We start from the raw sequence: 23149 nt of genomic DNA, 5'->3' as shown, positions 1-23149 counted from the left end.
CGCCTGAAAAGGGCGGCAAAACTTGCATCAACGTGCCAGACTCGTTATAAGGTGCGCTCTATTTTGACGTGTGGACATCCCGATGAACGACATTCCTTTCTGGCAAAGCAAAACTCTCGACGACATGACCGACGCGGAGTGGGAATCGTTGTGTGACGGCTGCGGGCAGTGCTGCCTGCATAAGCTGATGGATGAAGATTCGGACGAGATTTATTTCACCAACGTAGCCTGCAAGCAGTTAAACATCAAAACCTGCCAGTGCCGCAACTATGAGCGCCGTTTCGAATATGAGCCGGACTGCATCAAGTTAACCCGTGAAAATCTACCGACCTTTGAGTGGCTGCCGCATACCTGCGCGTATCGCCTGCTGGCGGAAGGGAAAGATCTGCCCACATGGCATCCGCTGTTGACGGGGTCGAAAGCGGCGATGCACGGCGAACGTATTTCCGTGCGCCACATTGCGGTGAAAGAGTCCGAGGTGCGGGACTGGGAAGACCACATTATGAATCACCCTAATCGGTGATAATAAAAAACCCGCCGAGGCGGGTTTTTTATTGTTCACAATTGTGTCGAGTGGCGCTGCGCTTACCCGACCTGCAAAACTGACGTTGCCGTTCTGCTTTTACCTTCCAAAAAGATCGCGTTTCTTTGGTTTGAACGGCTGGGCAATCAGCACCAGCAGCGCCACCACAAAGTAGGCGACAAAAATGCCCACCAGCCACTGCGGCATCTCCAGCGTCAGGAATTCCCACTGGCGTACAGAGCAGTCACCGGAGGCCACAAACACCTGCGGCAGCCATTTATCCAGCGGCAGCCAGCTCGGGAAGCGGGCGGCAAAATCGCAGGTCATAAACGGCGACGGGTGAAGCTGCATTTGGGTGTGCTCCCAGGCAAGCGCAATGCCTTTCCCGGCGCTGTACAGCCAGATGGCAATTGCCGCATAGCGTAACGGTGATTTGGGTGCAATCGCACCTACCAGACCCGCGCCCATAATGCCGAACAGCGCACAACGCTCATAAATACACAGTACGCAAGGTTTCAGCCCCATCACATGCTGAAACCACAGCGCGACCATTTCCAGCGCAAAGGCGGTCAGGGCCATCAACAACCACGCTCCGCGACCGCGTGAGCACTGGTTCAAAAATCGCAACATAATCATTTCCCTGGAACATGCTTAGACAGCGCAGTGTAAACGAATTTTAATGCGCCGCAAGTATACCTGCTTGCAATAACCATTGCGTACAGGGAACGAGAGTAATTTTGATGCACAGTAAACCAACCAGGGTAAGCACCAGCGTATACGGCAGCGCCATCCAGACCATTCTTCCATAAGAAAGTCGTATGAGTGGCGCCAGCGCCGAGGTCAGCAGGAAGAGGAATGCCGCCTGACCGTTCGGGGTTGCCACGGAGGGGAGGTTGGTTCCGGTGTTGATCGCCACCGCCAGCAGCTCGAACTGTTCACTGCTGACAATCCCTTGCTCCATCGCGGCTTTGGCCTCATTGATGTATACCGTCCCGACAAAGACGTTATCGGATATAGAGGACAACAGACCGTTAAACAAATAGAACAGCGTTAGCTGCGAATCTGGCGTGGCCTGAAGCACAAACGCGATGATCGGCGCGAACAGATGTTGGTCAATAATCACCGCCACGACGGCAAAAAACACCGCCAGCAGGGCGGTAAACGGCAGCGCTTCGGTAAAGGCTTTTCCGATAGCATGTTCGTCCGTAACGCCGCCCAGGCTGGTTGCAAGGATAATTACCGACAGGCCAATCAGCCCCACCTCGGCAAGGTGGAAGGCCAGCGCAGCGATAAGCCACACGCCGATGAAGCCCTGTGCAATCAGGCGCAGCGTCTCCTGGCGCGTGCGTTGTTTGCGGCTCTGCTCGTCAAACTTATGCAGCTCCTGGCGGACCTGATCGGGCAACGTCGCGCCATACCCAAAGAGGTTGAATTTTTCGACCAGCACACAGGTGGCTAACCCGCAGACCAGCACGGGTACGCTGACCGGCGCCATGCGCAGGAAAAATTCGCCAAAATGCCACTCAGCTGCTTTGGCGATAATCAGGTTTTGCGGCTCCCCGACCATGGTCATCACGCCGCCCAGCGCCGTCCCCACGCCTGCATGCATCATCAGGCTGCGCAGAAATGCGCGGAACTGTTCCAGCACATCGCGGTTGTGCGCCTCAACGTGGCTGTCGTCCTGCAAGTTATCGCCAGGACGAGACGAGGCCACCCGGTGGTAAATCCCGTAAAAGCCGACGGCGACGCTGATCACTACCGCCACGACCGTCAGCGCATCCAGGAAGGCAGAGAGGAAGGCTGCGGCGAGGCAAAACGCCAGCGAGAGCAGCGTTTTCGACGGAATGCTCAGCAGCAAACGGGTGAAGATAAACAGCAGAAGCTGCTTCATAAAGTAGATCCCCGCCACCATGAAGATCAGCAGCAGCAGGACTTCAAGATTCGACGCTATCTCGTTTTTAACATGCTCCGCGCTGGTCATTCCAATGACCACGGCTTCCAGCGCCAGCAGCCCGCCGGGCAACAGCGGATAGCACTTCAGCGCCATCGCCAGGGTAAAGATAAACTCGGCGACCAACATCCACCCGGCAACGAAGGGATCCAGCAAAAAGATAACGGGATTAACGACCAGGAATACCAGTAAAGTGAGTTTGTACCAGTCAGGTGACTGACCTAAAAAGTTGCGCCACAGCGCGCGCCCAAATGAAATTTCCACGACAGACGTCCTTTCCCCGTCAAATAAGACAAGACATCAGTATACGCAAAAATGGCGGCAGAGCGGGGGATTAAGCCATTTGTAAATTTCATAAAAATGAAACGGCGATCCCTCTTTTCTGTCTCTGCTGCGCTATCTGCCTCTGCACGCCTCTGGTATGATGAGTGTAATTTGCTAAAGCTGTGTAATGGAAATCTCACTATGGTCATTAAGGCGCAGAGCCCGGCGGGTTTCGCGGAAGAGTACATCATTGAAAGCATCTGGAATAATCGTTTCCCTGCGGGATCAATTCTACCTGCTGAACGCGAACTCTCTGAACTGATTGGCGTCACCCGTACCACGCTGCGAGAAGTGCTCCAGCGTCTGGCGCGCGATGGCTGGTTGACGATACAGCATGGCAAACCCACTAAAGTGAATAACTTCTGGGAAACGTCCGGGCTGAACATTCTGGAAACGCTGGCGCGTCTCGATCACGAAAGCGTACCGCAGCTGATTGATAATCTGCTTTCCGTGCGCACCAACATCGCCACCATTTTCATCCGCACCGCGTTTCGCCAGCACCCTGAAGATGCGCTGAAGGTACTTGCTACCGCCAATGAGGTGGAAGACCACGCGGATGCCTTTGCGACCCTGGATTACAACGTGTTCCGTGGTCTGGCGTTTGCTTCCGGCAATCCGGTTTACGGTTTGATCCTGAATGGAATGAAAGGGTTATATACGCGCATTGGTCGTCACTACTTTGCTAACCCTGAAGCCCGCAGTCTGGCGCTCGGCTTCTATCATAAACTGAGCAAACTCTGCACCGAAGGGCTGCACGATCAGGTCTATGAAACCGTGCGTCGTTACGGCCACGACTCCGGTGAAATCTGGCACCGGATGCAGAAAACGCTGCCGGGTGATTTAGCGATTCAGGGCCGGTAAAAGAAAAAACCTCTCGATTGAGAGGTTTTTTTTCGCCGGGTGGCGGCTTCGCCTGACCCGGCCTACAGGTCCCGTAGGCCCGGTAAGCGTAGCGCCACCGGGCAAAAAATCCCACTACAGCGTATTCAACCGCGCCGGACACCGCTCCAGCAGCTCCACGCTGCCATCTTCGTTCTGCTGCTCCAGCAAGACGTCAAATCCCCACAGGCGATGCACATGCTTCAGCACTTCCTTACGCCCCTTATCCAGCGGTGCGCGGTTGTGCGGAATATAGCGCAACGTCAGAGAGCGATCGCCGCGCAGATCCACGTTCCACACCTGAATGTTCGGTTCAAGATTACTCAGGTTGTACTGGGACGACAGGCGCGAGCGGATCTCGCGATAGCCCTCTTCGTTGTGGATCGCGGAGATCTCCAGGAAGTTGTTGCGGTCATCATCCAGTACGGTGAAGAAGCGGAAATCACGCATGATCTTCGGCGACATGAACTGGCTGATAAAGCTCTCATCCTTAAAATCACGCATCGCGAAGTGCAGCGTTTCCAGCCAGTCGGAACCGGCAATATCCGGGAACCAGTATTTGTCCTCTTCGGTGGGCGACTGACAAATACGCTTGATATCCTGGAACATGGCAAAGCCGAGCGCGTACGGGTTAATACCGCTGTACCACGGGCTGTTATATGCCGGCTGGAACACCACGTTGGTGTGGCTGTGCAGGAACTCCATCATAAACCGTTCGGAGACTTTTCCCTCGTCATACAGGTGGTTCAGAATGGTGTAGTGCCAGAAGGTCGCCCAGCCTTCGTTCATGACCTGGGTCTGCTTCTGCGGATAGAAATACTGGCTCACCTTGCGCACGATGCGCAGGATCTCACGCTGCCAGGGCTCCAGCAGTGGGGCGTTTTTCTCCATAAAGTAGAGCAGGTTTTCCTGCGGCTCGGAAGGGTAGTGACGCGCCTCGGCGACGGTTTTCTCCTCTTCACGTTTTGGCAGGGTGCGCCACAGCATATTCACCTGGCTTTGCAGATACTCCTCGCGGCTTTTCTGCCGGGCTTTCTCCTCCTGCAAGGAGATCTTCTGCGGACGCTTATAGCGGTCAACGCCGTAGTTCATCAGCGCGTGGCAGGAGTCCAGCAGTTTCTCAACCTCGTCCACGCCGTAGCGCTCTTCGCAGTCGGTAATGTAGTTACGGGCGAAGATGAGGTAATCAACGATTGAGCTGGCGTCCGTCCAGCTGCGGAACAGATAGTTATTTTTGAAGAACGAGTTATGTCCATAGCAGGCGTGCGCCATCACCAGCGCCTGCATGGTAATGGTGTTCTCCTCCATCAGATAGGCAATACATGGGTTAGAGTTAATGACGATTTCATACGCCAATCCCTGCTGCCCGTGCTTATACAGCCGCTCTGTCTCAATGAATTTTTTACCAAACGACCAGTGCGGATAGTTAATCGGCATCCCGACGCTGGAGTAAGCGTCCATCATCTGTTCCGAGGTGATGACTTCAATCTGATGGGGGTAGGTATCCAGACGATAGAGTTTGGCCACCCGGTCGATCTCCGCCAGGTAGACATCCAGCAACTCGAAGGTCCAGTCGGGTCCATCGCTCAGACGGGTGCTGTCCCTGGACATGGAATCTAGTGTAGCCATTAGCGCGCCCTCGTTGTTGGTCGCTCTCTCTGACTGGAGAGCCTCCTTTCAAGCATAGATCACCCCATTCAAATACGCGGGGCGCAGAAATTTTTTCTTTGCGATTTCACGTTTTCGATACGGCAAAAAAAGCGGTTCTCACAGAATTTTCTACTGGTTAAAAATAACGCGCAGCAGGAGATCCCAAATAAGCGCTATCCCCTGATACAGCGGGATATGTGAGTTGAGTCACCATAAAAAAGTCATATGTTGAATAATATTTTCAACTAGGTTATCAATCTGTAATTAGATGATTGTTCTTTTGCTCATAATGGAGTGGCTATGCGTGTTGTCATACTGGGAAGTGGTGTCGTTGGCGTAACCAGCGCCTGGTATTTAAGTCAGGCGGGACATGAGGTTACCGTTGTCGATCGCGAATCCGGTCCGGCGCTGGAAACCAGTGCGGCGAATGCGGGGCAAATCTCCCCGGGCTACGCTGCGCCGTGGGCGGCCCCGGGCGTTCCGCTGAAGGCGATCAAATGGATGTTTCAGCGACATGCGCCGCTGGCGATCAGCCTCGACGGCACGCAGTTCCAGCTTAAGTGGATGTGGCAGATGCTGCGCAACTGCGACACCCGCCACTATATGGAAAACAAAGGGCGCATGGTGCGTCTGGCGGAATACAGCCGCGACTGCCTGAAGGCGCTGCGTGCCTCAACGGGCATTGAATATGAAGGACGCCAGGGCGGCACGCTTCAGCTGTTCCGTACCGCGCAACAGTACGAAAACGCGACCCGCGATATCGCCGTGCTTGAAGATGCGGGCGTACCGTATCAGCTGCTGGAAGCCAGCCAGCTGGCGCAGGTGGAGCCAGCGCTTGCCGAGGTCGCGCACAAGCTGACGGGCGGTCTGCGTTTACCGAACGATGAAACCGGCGACTGCCAGCTTTTCACCCAGCGTCTGGCGCGCATGTGTGAGCAGGCCGGAGTGAAATTCCGCTTCAATACTTCTGTCGACAAACTGCTGTCGGAAGGGGAGAAGATTTACGGCGTGAAGTGTGGGGAAGAGGTAATCAAAGCCGATGCCTACGTGATGGCGTTTGGCTCCTACTCAACCGCGATGCTGAAAGGGATCCTGGATATCCCGGTCTATCCGCTGAAAGGCTACTCCCTGACCATTCCTGTGAAAGAGGACAGCGGCGCGCCGGTCTCGACCATTCTTGATGAAACCTACAAAATCGCCATCACCCGCTTCGATAACCGGATCCGCGTCGGCGGCATGGCGGAAATCGTGGGCTTTAATACTGAGCTGCTTAAACCGCGTCGTGAAACGCTGGAGATGGTCGTGGGCGATCTCTTCCCGCGCGGCGGCTTCATTGAGCAGGCGACGTTCTGGACCGGCCTGCGCCCAATGACCCCGGACGGCACGCCGATTGTGGGCCGTACGCCATACAAAAATCTGTGGACCAACACCGGCCACGGCACGCTTGGCTGGACCATGGCCTGCGGTTCGGGCCAGCTGCTGAGCGACCTGATCTCCGGGCGGACGCCGGCAATTCCGTTTGACGATTTGAGCGCCGCACGCTATCAATCAGGGTTTACCCCATCGCGTCCACAACACCTGCACGGCGCGCATAATTAAGGAGTCGCAATGTCCCGTCCTATTCTGGCCCAGCTGGATTTGCAGGCGCTGAAGGATAACCTGCAAATTGTTCGCCGTGCTGCGCCGGGTTCTCGTGTCTGGTCGGTGGTGAAAGCCAACGCCTACGGTCATGGTATCGACCGTATCTGGAGTGCGCTCGGCGCCACCGATGGTTTTGCCCTGCTGAATCTGGAAGAGGCCATCCTGCTGCGCGAGCGCGGCTGGAAAGGACCGATCCTGCTGCTGGAAGGATTCTTCCATGCGCAGGATCTGCCTCTGCTGGATAAGTACCGCCTGACGACCAGCATTCATAGTAACTGGCAGATCAAGGCGATTCAGGACGCGAAGCTGCATGCCCCGCTGGATATCTATCTCAAAGTGAACAGCGGGATGAACCGTCTGGGCTTTCAGCCTGAACGGGTGCACACGGTCTGGCAGCAGCTTCGTGCGCTGAAAAACGTCGGTGAGATGACGCTGATGGCGCATTTCGCCGATGCGGAAAAGCCGGACGGAATTGCCGATGCCATAGTCCGCATTGAGCAGGCGGCAGAAGGGCTGGACTGTCCGCGCTCGCTGTCGAACTCAGCGGCAACGCTCTGGCATCCTGAAGCGCACTACAACTGGGTGCGTCCGGGGATCGTTCTGTACGGCGCGTCACCCTCAGGTCAGTGGCAGGATATCGCCAACAGCGGCCTGAAGCCGGTGATGACGTTACGAAGCGAGATTATCGGCGTGCAGACGTTAAAAGCGGGCGATACGGTGGGCTATGGCAGCCGTTATCGGGCAGCGGGCGAACAGCGTATCGGTATCGTGGCGGGGGGCTATGCAGATGGTTATCCGCGCATCGCCCCGAGCGGCACGCCGGTGTGGGTCGATGGCGTGCGCACCGGCACGGTAGGCACCGTCTCAATGGACATGCTGGCCATTGATTTAACGCCGTGTCCCCAGGCGGGGATCGGGTCACCGGTTGAGCTGTGGGGCAACGAAGTTAAAATTGATGATGTGGCCGCTGCGGCGGGCACCGTTGGGTATGAGCTGATGTGCGCGCTGGCACCCAGAGTGCCTGTTGTGACGGTGTAACTTGTGTATGTGCCGGGTGGCGGCTTCGCCTTACCCGGCCTACAAAAGCCCGAAAGTAGGTCGGGTAAGCGTTAGCGCCACCCGGCAAAAAAGCAGCTACTCCGCCTCTTCCTCCATCGGCCTTACGCCGACTTTGCGCACCGCATTATCTTCTTTCTCGGCTACCGTCCAGATCATCCCGGCAAACTCCACCTGGTCACCGACGACCGGCGCAGCCCCTAATAATTGCTGAATAATTTCACCCAGTGTTTGCTGGTTATCGCGATTCTCCAGTCCACCTTCCAGGCCATAAATCAGCGCCACATCCGCAAAGCGGGCGCTGGCTTCGAGGATAAAATCGCCGAAGAAACGCTGGTCCAGCGCCACCGGGGGCGACTGGCTGAACAGCTTGCCGAGGGCAGGCAGGTCGCGCTCGCGGCCAATCACGCAGAGAATATCGTTCTCACGCAGCCGCGTGCTGCCGGTCGGGTGAAGCAGGGCGTTATCCCGGAACAGGGCGGCAATGCGCGTTTCAGCGGGCATATGCAGATCGCGCAGGGACGCGCCCACGCACCACTTATCGGAGCTTAGCTGGTAGACAAACTGTTCCCAGGGATTCTCAGGGTGAATATCTAGCCCCACGCGGGAGACCGGCCAGCCAATGGGCGGTACCACCACTTTGGCTTTTTTCGCCGCCCAGCCCAGCGACGTCCCCTGGAACAGCAGCGACACCAGCACCACGAAGAAGGCGACGTTAAAGAACAGGCGGGCGTTGTCCAGCCCGGCCATCATCGGGAACACTGCCAGAATAATCGGCACCGCGCCGCGCAGACCCACCCAACTGATAAATATCCGCTCACGCAGGTTAAACCCGCGGAACGGTAGCAGCCCGGCAAACACCGACAGCGGACGGGCGAAGAAGATCATCCAGGCCGACAAAAGCAGCGCCGGTACGGCGATAGGCAGCAGGTCCGACGGCGTCACCAGCAGGCCCAGCACCAGGAACATGGCAATCTGCGCCAGCCAGGCCAGACCGTCGAAGTTCTGCAAAATGGCGTGACGGTTGCGAATCGGTCGGTTGCCCAACAGGAAACCGCAAAGGTAAACCGCCAGAATACCGCTGCCGTCCAGCGCGGTGGTGACGGCAAAGATCAGGATCCCGCCGCTCAGGGCCAGCAGCGGGTAAAGGCCGGAAGGCAGCGTAATACGGTTGATCGTCTGCTGTAACAGGTAACCGCCGCCGAGACCAATGATAATCCCCAGGCCAAACTGCTGGAGGATGTGCCAGGCGAACATCCAGCTCAGGCCGGTTTCGTGCTGCTGGATCATCTCAATCAGAGTGATGGTCAGGAACACCGCCATCGGATCGTTACTGCCGGATTCAATCTCCAGCGTGGAGCCAACGCGTTCGTTCAGCCCCTTGCCGCCGAGCAGCGAGAAAACCGCTGCCGCATCGGTCGAGCCGACAATCGCGCCAATCAGCAGGCCTTCCATAATATCGAGGTTAAACAGCCAGGCCGCCATCATACCGGTCAGGCCAGAGGTGATCAGCACCCCGACGGTCGCCAGAGACAGCGCCGGGCCTAAGGCCACGCGGAACGAACTTGCCTGGGTGCGCATACCGCCGTCCAGCAGGATGACCGCCAGCGCGAGGTTACTCACCATATAGGCGAAAGGGTAATTATCGAAGGGGATACCGCCGATTCCGTCGACTCCCGCCAGCATGCCGATAGCCAGGAAAATGACAAGAATAGGTATGCCAAGGCGCGATGAAAATGAACTTAATAAAATGCTGAAGGTTACCAGGATGGAACCCAGAATGAAAAGACTGATTATCGCTGTGGCACCCAATGTCGTCTTACTCCCACCTCAATGTGAACGCTGTTATTAAAACCCTAACATATTAACAACGGTAACAGCGTTTTATTGAGGGGGAATAACGGCTTTTTTATGCCTTTAAGACCGGATGACCGCTGATTGTTAACCGACTGCCTGAATTATCGTGTACAAGGTGCGCCCGGGCACCCAGCGGCAGCGTAACGGTTTGCTGCTCATGGCCGAAATCCAGGCCGGCGATCACCGGGATATCCAGGCGGGAACGAATGAAATCAATCATCGTTTCCAGGGAATAGCCTGCATCGTAATCGTTGGGGGCTGAACCGCTAAAACTGCCCAGCACAATGGCCGACTGCCGATCCAGGATCCCGGCGTGATACAGCTGCAACAGCATGCGTTCGACACGGAACGGGTGTTCATTGATATCTTCCAGCACCAGTATGCCATCCGTGATCTGCGGCAGCCACGGCGTACCAATTAGCGACACCAGCATCGCGAGGTTGCCGCCCCACAGCTGTCCTTCACATTCCCAGTGCGGTCCATTGCCTTGCCACTCGATGGTGAACGTCGGGTTTTGCAGGGCGCGCCAGAAATGGTCCTGCGTAAACGCATCCAGCTCCGGCGCGCCAAAGTTACCGGCCAGCATCGGGCCGCTAAAGGTAATGACGTTATGCAACGCCAGCAGGCCGAGCTGGATCGCCGTGAAATCGCTGTGTCCGCAGATTAACAGCGGATCCTGCTGCTGGCGCGCGGCCAGCCCGGCCCAGTCGATGCTCTCCAGCAGCCGGCTTGCGCCATAGCCGCCGCGCACGGCCAGCACAATGGTGTTTTCACCTTCCAGCGTCGCCAGGCTGTTGATATCGCTCAGTCTCTGCGCCTCCGTACCGGCAAAACGCTGCATGCGGCGGGGGATAATTGTCTGATTTTCTACCTGATGGCCCATTTCCAGCAGGCGTTGAACGCCCCGCTGTGCCGCCTCCTGATTGATGCAGTAGCCTGACGGTGCGATGAGATGAAACTGAGGCATGGCAATTCCTTGCTGAATGAGAATCTAATTGTCTATATCATGCCGCTTATACGCCGCCTGCTTCAAGGGGCGACGTACCGCGATGACCGGCTATAAGGATAGATGACGTGAAATTGAGATGGTTTGCTTTTTTGATTGTGCTGCTCGCTGGCTGTAGTTCAAAACATGATTATCAAAATCCCCCCTGGAACCCTGAAGTGCCGGTAAAGCGGGCCATGCAGTGGATGCCGATCAGCGAACAAGCCGGGAAGGCCTGGGGCGTGAGCCCGCGTCTGATCACGGCGATCATTGCCGTGGAGTCCGGCGGCAACCCGACGCTGGTGAGTAAATCGAATGCGGTGGGGCTGATGCAGTTAAAAGCCTCGACGGCGGGAAGAGAGGTCTATCGCTACATGGGCTGGAAGGGACAGCCATCCACCAGCGAGCTGAAAAACCCGGAGCGTAATATCTCTATGGGAACCGCTTACCTGAGCATTCTCGAGCATGGCATTCTGAAGGGGATTGACGATCCGGAAGTGATGCAATATGCACTGGTGGTGTCGTACGTTAACGGAGCCGGCGCGCTGCTCCGAACCTTCTCATCCGATCGCAAAGAGGCGATAGAAGAGATTAACGATATGGATAAAGATGAATTCTTCGAGCACGTTGTGAAGAATCATCCGTCAGCACAGGCTCCACGTTATATCTGGAAAGTCCAGAAAGCGATGGACGCCATGTAACGCCTTTGTCGGGCGGCAGCACGCTGCCCGACGCCTATCAGCGCACTTTATTCGCGCGTTCCCGCGCTTCACGCTCCAGTGAGAAGATGATGCGCTGTAGTTCGCGTTCGGCGCCTGGCCCGACATTCAGAAAGCGAAAGCTCAGTCGCGGCGTGGTAATGGTTTCGTTTTTGCTGTCCACCACCTTGCGCTCGCTGATGGCAATCAGCTGGGCGTCAAACCAGAAGCGTCCCCATCCGCCCATATCCAGCTCAATCTGACTAAAACGCATACCTTCCACCAGCCCTTCCGGCTTCGGCGTATCCATTAACGCGCCCATCCCGCCCAGTGACAGGTCGAAGAGACGAAAGCGAATCTCTTTTTTGTCCGGCATTTTTGCCTTACAGAAATAGGCCGGGTGAAGCGGAGCGCTGATGCGAAAAAACTCCCGGCGTTGCACGAACCAGAGGTTAGCGGGCAGGGGAGCGATAAACGCAGGCAAACCCTGGTACGCGATCGCGGTCAGACGAGGCAGCACAAACTCGACTTTCGCCCCCTGCGTTTCGGCCATCACCGAGAGATTCTCTGCCTGTAGCGCGGCACGGTTTTCATCGCTCTGGCTACCCAGATCGACGATCAGGTGCTCTGCCGTCACGTCCAGGATCTTGCTGATAAACTGGCTGGTTGACCAGTTGATGCGCAGCGGCACCTCGCCTTTTTTCAGGTCGCGTAACACCCCTAATACAGCCAGCGGATTTTGTTTTAGGAACTGCTCACTGTAGCTACTCACGCCAGATGGCTCCTCGATAGATGACAGACTGTCTCTGGGTTATCGGCACGCGGGCATGAAACTTAATACAAACGATCTGTTTTTCTCCGCCGATATTGATTTGCTAATGGAAATGATAATAATTGCCGTTCCCAATACCATCTAATAACAAGACGACACTATGAGCACTTCACGTTTTGCGTTATGCGCGTTGGCAGGCGCCGTCACGCTGGCATTGCAAACACAGGCTTTCGCAGAAGAATCCACCATCGTGGTGACAGGCACAGAGCAGGGCAGCGCGCTTCCTGCCTGGACCAACAGCGCCACGAAATCAGCCGTCGCGGAAAGTAAAACACCGCAGGTGATCAACACCATTGCCGCTAAAGAGATTGAGCAGCGGCACGCCAGTTCGGTAAACGAGATCCTGCGCTATGCGCCGGGCGTTTCCACGGAGGTGCGCGGGAGCACCTCTTACATGAGCGAGTACAAAATCCGCGGGTTCAACGTCGATCAGGAGTTCTACAACGGCCTGCAACTTCCCTATAACGTCACCGGGAACACCAAAGCGCGAATCGATCCGCTGCTGATTGAGAGCGTCGATATCCTGAAGGGGCCGTCATCCGTGCTGTATGGCGGCGGCTCACCGGGCGGGCTGGTCAATATTCAGAGTAAAAAGCCGCAGAAAGAGGCGAAAACGGAACTGGGCTTTAATACCGGAAACCGCAATCTGAAGGAGGGATACCTGGACTCCACGGGGCAGATCGCGAACAGCGACTGGAACTATCGCCTGCTGGGCAAAGCGACGGAAAGTGACGAACAGGCGCACACCACACGCTATGAAAACTATCTGGTGGCCCCCTCCGTGACCTGGCAGCCTGATGACAAAACGCGCCTGACCATTGACGCGCTGGCGCAAAATACGCCGAGCCTGACGCCGTCTGATCCGATGCCGCTAAGCTATCTGCGGTCTAAATACGCCGATCGTCGTGACTATGCCGGGGATGAGTGGAGCGGCTTTAAGCAGCGCCAGTGGATGCTGGGATACAGCTTTGAGCATGAGTTTGACAGTGGCTGGGGCTTTAACCAGAAAGCGCGCTACTTTGACGTGGACACCCACCAGCGCAGCGCCTATTCCACCGGGACGGGCAGCGAGGTCTACCAGCTTAACCGCTTCGCCTATACCACGGATGAAGATTTGCAGAGCTTCAATATTGATAACCAGGTCACCCGAACCGTCGCGCTGGGGGACTGGAAACATCATCTGCTGGCGGGCTTTGACTACCAGAAGCTGAACTCTCACTTCCATTATCGTTACGCCTCATCCACCCCGGGTATCGATATGCGTCATCCGGATCACTCGCAGATCGATAACGATGCGCTGGGGCTTGAAACCGCGCAGAAAAACCGACTCAGCTATCAGCAGAATGGCTATTACCTCCAGGATCAGATTGCGTTTGGCGGGCTGAACGTGCTGGCCAGCCTGCGCTATGACGACTACCGTTCCGTCACCACTAACTATCTGCAAAACGGTGACAAAGCCTGGGTATCGCAGGATCGCCTCACCAAACGACTGGGCGCGCTTTATGCCTTCGACAATGGACTCTCGCCGTTTATCAGCTATTCAGAAGGGTTTGCCCCAGTATCGCCGCAGGGCACGCTGACCGCGAAAGACGTTAAGCCCACCACCAGCAAGCAGGTGGAGGGTGGGGTGAAATACCTGCTGGCGGAATACGCAACCACCTTCACCGCCTCGGTGTTTAACATTCGTCAGAAAAATGTGGTGACCAGCGATCCGGGCTTCCTCAACTATCGCCAGACCGGGGAAGTGGAATCGAAAGGCGCGGAGCTTTCCGCTATGAGTCGTCCAACGGATAACCTGACGCTGATTGCCAACTATGCCTACACCCACGCCATCAATACCGAAGATGACAAGTACCAGGGCAAACGACCGACGCAGGTCCCTGAGAACGCCTTTAATCTGTGGGGCGATTACACCTTCGACAGCACGCCGCTGAGAGGGGTAACGCTGGGGGGAGGCGCACGCTACACCGGGCCGATGGAGATCTCGCCAGCCAACGACGCAGGCAAGCTGGGCGGTACGACGCAGTACGATCTGGCGGCATCTTACCGCATGGGTGAACTGGCGCCATCGCTGGAGGGGCTGACGCTGAAAGCGAGCGCGCAGAACGTCACCAACAAAGAGACGCTCACCTGCTATGACGCGACCAACTGCTGGATAGGCCGCGACCGCACCTTCCAGGTCGGGGCGAGTTACAGCTTCTGAAAAAAGCCCGGTGGCGCTAGCGGGTCACTTTATTGCACGGAACCTGACCCTCGCCCCTTGGGGAGAGGGTCATGGTGAGGGGCGCTACTGCGCCGCCTGTTTCGCAGGTGCAACATCATCGTTTGCCGCAGGCTGATTCTCCGGTACGGTGTCGCATGGCTTCTCTTTCGGGCAGACCATGTCCAGCATCCTGAGCGTCACGCCGTTACTCCAGCCGAAACCGTCCTGCAACGGATACTCACCGCCGCCACCGCCGGTACCGGTCGAAGAGACATCGTATTTCTCAACCAGTTTCTTCTCGCGATCGTAGGTATGCTGAACGTTTTTCAGGAAACGCCAGGTCACGTCCATCGCCACTTTCTGCTGACCATAGTTCTGCAACCCTTCCACCGCTACCCACTGCAACGGCGCCCAGCCGTTCGGCGCATCCCACTGCTGCCCGCTGTTGATGGTGGTGGTAGAAATACCGCCCGGTTTCAGCAGGCGCGACGATGCGGCTGCGGCCACTTTATCGGCGCGATCCTGTGATGCGGCCTTCACATACAGCGGGAAGAGGGCCGCGGCAGTCAGCTGATTACGCACCTTCCTGGTTTTCAGATCGTAATCCGCATACCAGCCCTCTTTATCGTTCCACAGGTGGCTCTCCATGGCTTTCTGACGTGCGGAGGCCAGCGCGTCATATTTACTTGCGCTGGCGGTATCCCCGTCTTCCTGGCTGGCACGGGCCAGCAGTTTTTCCATCTTAAACATCAGCGCATTCAGATCCACCGGCACGATGCTGGTGGTGCGGATGGTATCCAGCTTCTGAGGATCGTCCATCCAGCGGGAGCTGAAATCCCAGCCCGAGGCCGCGGCAGAGCGCAGATCGCGATAGATCTCGGTGGCCGGACGGTTAGGGTTATTTTTGGCGGTGGTGACGTCATCCAGCCACGACTCAGGGCGCGGCGTGTCCCGATCGTCCCAGTAGCGGTTGAGGATCGAGCCGTCATCCAGCTTCACCACGCGTTTGTTCGCCTGACCAGGCTGGAGCCCATCAGCCCCCTCCATCCAGTAGGCATACTCTATTTCCATCTGCGGACGGTATTTCTTTAACGCGTCGCTGTCATGCGTGGCCAGCAATTCCACCATCAGCGAGAAGAACGGCGGCTGAGAGCGGCTCAGGTAGTAGGTGCGGTTACCGTTAGGGATATGGCCCCAGGTATCAAGCTCGTAAGCGAAGTTGTCCACCATGTCGCCGATCTTATCCCAGTGGCCGCTCTCGGCCAGCCCCAGCATGGTGAAATAGCTGTCCCAGTAATAGACTTCGCGGAAGCGTCCTCCCGGCACGACATAGGGTTTTGGCAGAGGCAGGAGGGAGTCCCATTTGTTCGCTTTGTCGGTGGTGCGGGTCAGAACAGGCCACAGATCGTCTATGTGTTCGCGCAGGCTCTGGCCCTCAGGGGGAACATATTTCTCACCCTCCTTCGGCAGGATAAAGTTCATCTCCACGAAGTGGCGCAGGTCAAAACCGGACTGGGTATGCTGCATCCGGTAATCCGCCAGGATCATTAGCGGGTCGCTTTTGGGAACGGCATCCGCGAAGGTTTTCTGATCCGGGAACAGTTTGGCGCTCTGTACGTCATTAAAGAGGGGGCCAAGAAGAATATCAGGTGAGCTTTGCTGGCTCGTTGGCTGGTCTTCAGCATAACCAAATGCGGTAACACCGAGTAGTGCGCCTGCCAACGCAAGGGGTAAAAAAGCGGGGCGTCGTGCGCGAGGTCTTATCATCGGTTCGTCTCCTGTCTTCACTGAGCAGCGTGACCGCTGTTGTCAATTACCTGAAAACCTTAGACGAATATCGTTAACTTCGCGTGTTGAATATCCCATTTTTCACATAACCAGATAATTCGGGTGCGCTTTCACAACACCGGGGGTGGATTACTTAATTTTTAACCACATCACGGAATGGCCGGGTAAGCTTCAAGCCACCCGGCTTAAGCCCTACAACCCTTTTTTATCCATAAGCACCGCCAGATCCACCAGACGGTTCGAGAAGCCCCATTCGTTGTCATACCACGACAGGATCTTCACCATATTCCCGCCAATCACCAGCGTTGAAAGCCCGTCGATGATCGATGAGCGCGGGTCGCCCTGATAATCACGGGAGACCAGCGGTTCATCGCAGTAGCCCAGGATGCCTTTCAGCGGCCCGCTGATGGCGGCCTGACGGAACGCGTCATTCACCTCTTCGGCGGTCACGTTGCGGCTCAGCGTCACCGTCAGATCGACAATCGACACCACCGGAACCGGTACGCGCAGGGAATATCCGGTGAGTTTACCGTCAAGTTCGGGGATCACTTTCCCGAGCGCTTTTGCCGCGCCGCTGGAGTAAGGCACAATGGATAATGCTGCCGCGCGCGCGCCGCGCAGATCTTTTTCCGGCTGGTCATGCAGCGCCTGGCTGTTGGTGTAGGCATGCGTGGTGTTCATCAGCCCGTGTTCAATGCCAAACTGCTGGTGCAGCACCTGCGCCGCTGGCGCCAGACCATTAGTGGTGCAACTCCCGTTGCTGACTACAAAATGCTGGGCCGGATCGTACAGCGTGTGGTTCACGCCCATTACCACCGTCAGATCATCATTTTTAGCCGGGGCGGAAATAATGACGCGTTTTGCGCCGCCGCTCGTGATATGCACCGCTGCTTTTTCACGTTCGGTGAAGAAGCCGGTCGCTTCGATTACCACCTCAACGCCAGCGTCTTTCCACGCAATGTTTGCCGGGTCGCGTTCACTGAATACGGTGATGCGTTGCCCGTCAACCTGTAGCGCGCCGTCCGCCGCTTCAACGGGCACCGGCAGCGTGCCGAGCAGAGAGTCATATTTCAGCAGATGGGCGAGGGTTCTACTGTCCGTCAGATCGTTAATGGCCACAATCTGGAGATCCGGGTTGCCCAGCGCCGCGCGAAGAACATTACGTCCGATACGGCCGAAACCGTTAATACCGACCTTAACCATGATGCACTCCTTATCTGTGTTGTCTGGAGTGACTTTAGGCGTCAGGTCGGATGGCGTAAATGACAAAAAAGGATCAGATTACGCCATTCTGCGGCAGTGGAAGCGCTGGCGATATTCGCCCGGCGTGAGATGAAGCTGCTTTTCAAAAACGCGGCGCAGGTTGATGCTGGTCCCAAACCCGCTTTTTTCGGCAATGACCTCAAGCGGATACGAGGTCTGCTCCAGAAGCTGTCGTGCGGCGGCCAGGCGCGCTTCGGTGACATAACGGGCCGGAGGTACACCGACGTCACGCGTGAACACGCGGGTGAAATTGCGCGGACTCATGGCGACCCGTTCGGCCAGCCTTTCGACGCACAAATCTGCGGTGAGGTTTTGCAGGATCCAGCTTTGCAGTTCGCTAACCGGTCCGGTCGCGCCGGACTGCTCCAGTTTATAGCGGCTGAACTGTAGCTGGCCGCCAGGCCGACGCAGGTACATCACCATATCCTGCGCCACGTTGCGGGCGAGGGTGAAGCCGTAATCATCCTCCACCAGCGCCAGCGTCAGATCAAACCCGGAACTGACGCCACCGGACGTCCAGACGGGGCCATCCTGAACATAGAGCGGGCCGCCCTCAACGTTGACCGCAGGATAGCGGGTTTTCAGGGTTTCCAGCAGCCGCCAGTGGGTCGTCGCCCGGCGCCCATCGAGCAGTCCGGCCTGTGCCAGCAGCAGGGCCCCGCCGCAGACAGAGGCGACGCGGCGCGCATGCGGCGCGGCCAGGTGCAGCCAGTCCACCACCGCGGTGCTTTCCTGTTCATTCATGCCACGACCGGTAATGATGATCGTATCCAGCGGCTCGCGCGGATCCAGCTCCGGCAGGCGATAGTCCGCCAGCAGGTTTAAGCCGGACTGGCCGTGGATCACCAGGTGAGGCTGGGTGGTGGCGATAATGATGCAGTAGCGGGGCTGCGCCAGGCCGTCCGGGTGCAGCCGGTTGGCCTGCATCAGAATGTCGGCGATACCGGCAGCCTCAAACAACATGCCACCGTCAGGTACGATAATCAGGATCTTCTTCATGTCCTGAAAAGTACCTTTATCACAAAATAAGTCAAGCGGCAGACAAACACCGTCGCAGAGACAAATGAGGCGTGCCGGGTGAAAGCGTGGAACGGCAGATGTTGGAAAGAAGTAAAAGAAATATGTAGTAACGGTAAAACTTTTTGCGTTAGGTTTACTGTTACTGCCGCTGAAACCCCCAGTTTATGGGCTGCAATGAAGTGTTCTGAACAATAAGAGAACAAAAAGATGTAGCCATGCTTAATTATTAAGGCTCAAAAAATAACCTCGGAGGATAATTTCGAGTAGGTTATTTCGGATCGCAAAATTAAATCCCTGCCATTTTCTTCACCGTCATTTGTTAATGCGGGATGCACGCACCCAATAAAAGTTATCTTCCAGATGCAACAATGAAAATATCCCAGATATATCCCACAGCGCACAGAAAAAATGAAATTCTACTAATTATGGTAGTGGCGATAATAAGGGGTTACGTTAATGATAGTGGTTCTCTTTTGCCTTTTTAGCCATTAATTTTCATACAGTTACGCTAGAAATTCGTCTAAGAAAAAGACGATTTCAGCTAAGTGCGCATTTTTTATGAGATTAATCCTATAATGCATTGGGCGTATCATTAAACGCCATTAAGCAGGCAAGAAATATTGAATTGATGACAAGCTCATGTAAACTTGTCTACCGTTTGTCAAAATATGTCAGGAGCATGCTGGGCCCATTTCTGTTGGGTTCGTGCGGTAGCTATGCCTTAAAATAGTTACCTGCTGAAAATATCCCGACTATTTTAACAATAGCACCTAAGTCAAATTTTATCCCCCTCTCTTCATCCTCTAAATATCGCTACGGAAAAGCATATGAAACTGCGTTTATTGTTATCACTTCTGTTTGTTATGGCGGTGGCGGGCTGTAAGGCGCCGCAAAAACCAGCGATCACCGATGATACGATTGTGACCAGCCAGGTGAATGGCATCACGCTGACGCACCGTCACGCTGTTACCCCTCCGGCGGAGTTCACTCAAGTGAATGAACCGTATCGTGCCATGTACCCGGCATCCCTGATGAGCCGTCCTGACTACGGTGGAAAAGTGATCCGTACGCTTGAGACCGGCAAAACTTACGTCGTGCTGGGGCAGGTTGAACATTTCTGGATGGCGCTGGCCGATGAAGGGAGTGAACAGATGATTGGTTATGTGCCGATGCGTGCCGTGATCAAGGCTGACCAGTACGAAGCCACCGTGCGTAAACAGGCACTGCGCCCGAAAGCGCGTAAGAAAACCACCTGTGTCGATGTCGATGGCAACAGCAAAGCCTGCAAAGACAGCGCGAACGGTACCTGGATCCTGAACTAAACGGGTTTCACGAGCATATTTTTATGAATAATAAAAATTTTCATCGGATGTGTTTCCCTTTTTTTGCGTTGATTTTCGCGCTGATCGGTGGTTGTACGTCGTCTTCACACAGCGACCCCTCCCGCTACAATCTTCAGTTTCAGGCTCATCCTCAAATCAATGATTCTGCGCCGCTTAAGGTCAGAGTGTTGCTGCTGAAATCCGATGCGGATTTCATGTCCAGTGACTTCTACTCCTTACAGAACAACGCGTCAGCCACGCTTGGCGCGAATCTGCTAAACAGCGATGTGTTCTTCCTGATGCCGGGCCAGCTTTCGAAAACCCTGAGCGGGCAAAGCTCACCGGAAGCGCGTTATATCGGCGTGATGGCGGAATACCAGGCGCTGGACGGCAAAAAATGGCGCGTCTCACTTCCTTTGCCTGTTCCCGGCGAAAACGCGATTTACCAGTTCTGGAAATGGTCCGCAGATGAACTCCAGGCCAGCGTCTTCCTTGACGTAAATGGTATCCGGGTCATCAGCCAGTAACGCCCTTCATAACAGGAAAGAGATCATCATGACGAAAGCAGAAAAGGTCGTCTGGACCGAGGGCATGTTCCTGCGTCCCCACCATTTTCAGCGGACAGAAAGTTACCTCCTCAACCACGTTCGTGAGTGGGGGGCCTTGCAGCGTTCGTATCTCTGGGGCTTTCTCGACCTTGAGCTGGATGAAGCGATGCTTCGCCAGGGCTGTATTGCCCTCAGCTACTGTAGCGGTTTGCTGCCTGACGGCACCTTTTTCCAGGTGCGCAGCGACCGCAACGGTCCGGCTCCGCTAAAAATCCCCGATAATCTCACCAATGAAAAGGTGGTGCTTGCGCTGCCGGTTCGTCGCGGTGGCCGTGAAGAGGTGATTTTCAGCGAGGAGCAGTCTTCTCTGGCGCGTTTTATTACCTTTGAACAAGAGGTGGAAGACGACAACGCGATGTCGGTCGGGGAGGCGACGGTTCAGTTTGGCCGCCTGCGTCTGACCCTGATGCTGGAGAAAGATCTGACGGCAGAATGGACCGCCATCGGCGTGGCGTACGTCGCTGAAAAGCGTAACGACAACCACGTGCGGCTGGATAACAGCTACATCCCGCCAATGCTGAACGCCAATAACAGCCCGCAGCTGTACGGCATGATCAATGACCTGCACGGCTTGCTGGTGCAGCGTAGCCAGCAGATCGGCGGCCGCCTGCGTCAGCCGGGGCGTTTCAATACGTCTGAGATGGTTGAGTTCACGCTTCTCTCGCTGATCAACCGCCACCTTGGCGATGTCTCACATTTAAAAACGCTGCCGCTGCTTCATCCGGAAGCGCTCTGGCTCAGCTGGCTGCCGTTTGCCACGGAGCTCGCCACCTGGACGCCGCAGCGTACCGCAGAGAGCATACTGCCGGTATACGACCATGACGATCTCGCCGTTTGCTTCAGCAAACTGATGCTGATGCTGCGTCAGGGACTGTCGCTGGTGATGGAAGATCATGCCATCCAGCTGCCGCTGCACGAACGCTCCCACGGTCTGAACATCGCCACCGTGCCGGAGACCAGCATGGTCCGCGAATTTGGCTTCGTGCTGGCGGTAAAAGCCAATGTCCCCGGCGAACACCTGCAAACCCATTTTCCTGCCCAGATGAAGGTTGCGCCAGTCTCGAAAATCCGCGATCTGGTTCAGCTTCAGCTGCCGGGCATCATGCTTCGGGCAATGCCCGTCGCGCCGCCGCAGATCCCGTGGCATGCAGGCTACAGCTATTTCGAACTCGAAAGGGGCAGCGAACTGTGGCACGAGATGGACAAGTCCGGGGCATTCGCGCTGCATCTCGCAGGGGAATTCCCGGGTCTCGATATGGAGTTCTGGGCCATCCGTAGCCCGACAGAATAATAAAGCGAGCGCTTAATATGCAGGAACGACAGGATACCGGCAGTGATGCCGTGTTTACCGGAGCCAGTGGGAACAATCAGCTGGTGGCGGCCGCCAATCCGCTGCTCAATGCGATTCCGCAAATCCGTCATTCGGTTTCCCACGACGATCAGGTCGGGCTGCGCCAGCGCCTGATTGACGAAATTCGCCGTTTCGAGGTGCGATGCCAGCAGGCGGGCTTACCGTATGAAGTGATTGTCGGCGCGCGCTACTGCCTCTGCACGGCGCTGGACGAAGCCGCCGCGCTGACTCCCTGGGGAAGCAGCGGAGTCTGGTCAAGCAATGGTCTGCTGGTGACGTTTCATAACGAAACCTGGGGCGGCGAGAAGTTTTTCCAGCTGCTGGCGCGTCTGTCGCAGAATCCGCGCGAACACATTCTGCTGCTGGAGATGATCAACTACTGTCTGCTGCTCGGCTTTGAAGGCCGCTACCGCGTGCTGGACAATGGCCGGACCCAGCTTGAAACCATCAAACAGCGCCTGTGGCAGATGATCCGTGGCGTGCGCGGCAGCTACCCGCCGCCGCTCTCGCCGCACCCGGAAGATCGCCCCGTTCTGCGCAAGCTCTGGCGGCCGATGATCCCACTCTGGGCGTGCGTGGCGCTGGTCGGTTTTATCGCCTGCCTGTTTTATATCGTGCTGAACTGGCGTCTGGGTGATAACACCAGCCCGGTACTGGCGAAAATTTACCAGTCCCAACTGCCGGAAACCACGATCCAGCAGCCTGCGCGTCAGCTGCCGGCAGTGCTGAACCTGCGCGGCTTCCTGAAACCGGAAATTGATGCCGGTCTGGTGGCCGTTAAGGATGAGGCGGATCGCAGCGTGGTGATCCTGAAAGGGGACGGACTCTTTGCCTCGGCCTCAACGGTGGTGCGCGATCGCTATGAGCCGGTCATCGACCGCATCGCCCAGGCGATGAATAACGTCAGCGGCAAAATTCTGGTGGTGGGGTACAGCGACAACGTGCCGATCCGCAGCGCACGCTTCGCCTCCAACTATGAACTCTCGCTTGAGCGCGCCCGTTCGGTGCAAAAACAGCTCCAGGGTAGCCTCTCGCAGCCTGAGCGCGTCAAAGCCGAAGGGCGGGGCGAGATCAACCCGGTAGCGCCTAACACCACGCCTGAAAATCGCGCCCGTAACCGCCGCGTGGAGATTACGCTGCTGGTGTCGCCTGACAATACCCAGGCCGAGCTGAACGGATTGCCGCAAGGAAACTAAGG

General features: G+C 56.3%; 18 protein-coding genes and 2 pseudogenes. 11 read left to right on the top strand and 9 right to left on the bottom strand.

Features of this window, described 5'->3' with window-relative positions:
* Positions 1-82 precede the first annotated feature (82 nt).
* A complete protein-coding gene (locus tag L384_RS03195) occupies positions 83-523 on the top strand; it encodes a YcgN family cysteine cluster protein (protein WP_015570314.1) in 441 nt (146 codons plus the stop codon).
* Between the two features lie 99 nt (positions 524-622).
* On the opposite strand, the gene dsbB is transcribed toward L384_RS03195, so the two are convergent.
* A complete protein-coding gene (dsbB, locus tag L384_RS03200) occupies positions 623-1153 on the bottom strand; it encodes a disulfide bond formation protein DsbB (RefSeq protein ID WP_017693268.1) in 531 nt (176 codons plus the stop codon).
* Positions 1154-1199: 46 nt separating this feature from the next.
* Positions 1200-2738 carry a Na(+)/H(+) antiporter NhaB gene (gene nhaB / locus L384_RS03205; protein WP_023314322.1) on the bottom strand — a complete coding sequence of 513 codons (1539 nt, stop codon included), beginning with the start codon at positions 2736-2738 and terminating at the stop codon, positions 1200-1202.
* 201 nt (positions 2739-2939) lie between these two features.
* Between nhaB and fadR the strand changes: the two genes are divergently transcribed.
* A complete protein-coding gene (gene fadR / locus L384_RS03210) occupies positions 2940-3659 on the top strand; it encodes a fatty acid metabolism transcriptional regulator FadR (protein WP_003859951.1) in 720 nt (239 codons plus the stop codon).
* 114 nt (positions 3660-3773) lie between these two features.
* Here fadR and L384_RS03215 read toward each other — a convergent pair whose 3' ends face one another.
* Positions 3774-5306, bottom strand: coding sequence for a SpoVR family protein (locus tag L384_RS03215; RefSeq protein ID WP_023324857.1), 1533 nt, complete (start codon positions 5304-5306; stop codon positions 3774-3776).
* Positions 5307-5627: 321 nt separating this feature from the next.
* On the opposite strand from L384_RS03215, the gene L384_RS03220 reads away from it, so the two are divergent.
* The 3 genes and pseudogenes from L384_RS03220 to L384_RS22850 form a co-directional block, all read left to right on the top strand.
* A complete protein-coding gene (locus tag L384_RS03220; RefSeq protein WP_022651424.1) occupies positions 5628-6926 on the top strand; it encodes a D-amino acid dehydrogenase in 1299 nt (432 codons plus the stop codon).
* A gap of 9 nt (positions 6927-6935) precedes the next feature.
* The gene (dadX, locus tag L384_RS03225) at positions 6936-8006 is read left to right on the top strand and encodes a catabolic alanine racemase DadX (RefSeq protein WP_023324856.1); all 1071 of its coding nucleotides are present in this window, start codon (positions 6936-6938) and stop codon (positions 8004-8006) included.
* Between the two features lie 105 nt (positions 8007-8111).
* A pseudogene (locus tag L384_RS22850) lies at positions 8112-8216 on the top strand (hypothetical protein); the annotation flags it as partial.
* Here L384_RS22850 and L384_RS03230 read toward each other — a convergent pair.
* Both L384_RS03230 and ldcA read right to left on the bottom strand, forming a co-directional pair.
* Positions 8169-9836 (bottom strand): annotated as a pseudogene (locus L384_RS03230) (potassium/proton antiporter); the annotation flags it as partial. The pseudogenes L384_RS22850 and L384_RS03230 overlap by 48 nt on opposite strands.
* Before the next feature lie 97 nt (positions 9837-9933).
* Positions 9934-10848, bottom strand: a complete 915-nt coding sequence (gene ldcA, locus L384_RS03235; protein ID WP_023324854.1) for a muramoyltetrapeptide carboxypeptidase — start codon at positions 10846-10848, stop codon at positions 9934-9936.
* Positions 10849-10955: 107 nt separating this feature from the next.
* Between ldcA and emtA the strand changes: the two genes are divergently transcribed.
* On the top strand, positions 10956-11567 hold the full coding sequence (gene emtA, locus L384_RS03240) for a membrane-bound lytic murein transglycosylase EmtA (RefSeq protein ID WP_017384310.1): 612 nt from the start codon (positions 10956-10958) through the stop codon (positions 11565-11567).
* Positions 11568-11604: 37 nt separating this feature from the next.
* Here the strand turns inward: emtA and L384_RS03245 are convergent, their stop codons facing one another.
* Positions 11605-12336, bottom strand: coding sequence for a flagellar brake protein YcgR (locus L384_RS03245; protein ID WP_023324853.1), 732 nt, complete (start codon positions 12334-12336; stop codon positions 11605-11607).
* A 160-nt stretch (positions 12337-12496) separates the two neighbouring features.
* Between L384_RS03245 and L384_RS03250 the strand changes: the two genes are divergently transcribed.
* Positions 12497-14599, top strand: a complete 2103-nt coding sequence (locus L384_RS03250; protein WP_023324852.1) for a TonB-dependent siderophore receptor — start codon at positions 12497-12499, stop codon at positions 14597-14599.
* 84 nt (positions 14600-14683) lie between these two features.
* Here the strand turns inward: L384_RS03250 and L384_RS03255 are convergent, their stop codons facing one another.
* The 3 genes from L384_RS03255 to L384_RS03265 all read right to left on the bottom strand — a co-directional run bounded on the left by L384_RS03255 (position 14684) and on the right by L384_RS03265 (position 18649).
* Positions 14684-16366, bottom strand: coding sequence for an alpha,alpha-trehalase (locus tag L384_RS03255; RefSeq protein ID WP_023324851.1), 1683 nt, complete (start codon positions 16364-16366; stop codon positions 14684-14686).
* 213 nt (positions 16367-16579) lie between these two features.
* Positions 16580-17590, bottom strand: coding sequence for a type I glyceraldehyde-3-phosphate dehydrogenase (gap, locus tag L384_RS03260; RefSeq protein WP_023324850.1), 1011 nt, complete (start codon positions 17588-17590; stop codon positions 16580-16582).
* 78 nt (positions 17591-17668) lie between these two features.
* On the bottom strand, positions 17669-18649 hold the full coding sequence (locus tag L384_RS03265) for a GlxA family transcriptional regulator (RefSeq protein WP_023314314.1): 981 nt from the start codon (positions 18647-18649) through the stop codon (positions 17669-17671).
* Between the two features lie 848 nt (positions 18650-19497).
* Here L384_RS03265 and L384_RS03270 point away from each other — a divergent pair.
* The 4 genes from L384_RS03270 to L384_RS03285 are packed head-to-tail and all read left to right on the top strand — an operon-like array spanning position 19498 to position 23147.
* Positions 19498-19992, top strand: a complete 495-nt coding sequence (locus L384_RS03270) for a hypothetical protein (protein ID WP_023324849.1) — start codon at positions 19498-19500, stop codon at positions 19990-19992.
* A gap of 23 nt (positions 19993-20015) precedes the next feature.
* Positions 20016-20519, top strand: a complete 504-nt coding sequence (gene tssJ / locus L384_RS03275; protein WP_023324848.1) for a type VI secretion system lipoprotein TssJ — start codon at positions 20016-20018, stop codon at positions 20517-20519.
* Between the two features lie 28 nt (positions 20520-20547).
* Positions 20548-21891 carry a type VI secretion system baseplate subunit TssK gene (gene tssK / locus L384_RS03280; protein ID WP_023324847.1) on the top strand — a complete coding sequence of 448 codons (1344 nt, stop codon included), beginning with the start codon at positions 20548-20550 and terminating at the stop codon, positions 21889-21891.
* Positions 21892-21908: 17 nt separating this feature from the next.
* Entirely contained in the window at positions 21909-23147 is a 1239-nt protein-coding gene (locus L384_RS03285; protein ID WP_003859963.1) for a DotU family type VI secretion system protein, read from the top strand.
* Positions 23148-23149: the final 2 nt, after the last annotated feature.

The sequence above is a fragment of the Enterobacter sp. MGH 38 genome (assembly GCF_000492855.1).
Classification (GTDB): domain Bacteria; phylum Pseudomonadota; class Gammaproteobacteria; order Enterobacterales; family Enterobacteriaceae; genus Enterobacter; species Enterobacter hormaechei_C.
The sequence above is the reverse complement of the archived record's forward strand: the minus strand, read 5'-3'. Positions and strand labels throughout refer to the sequence as shown.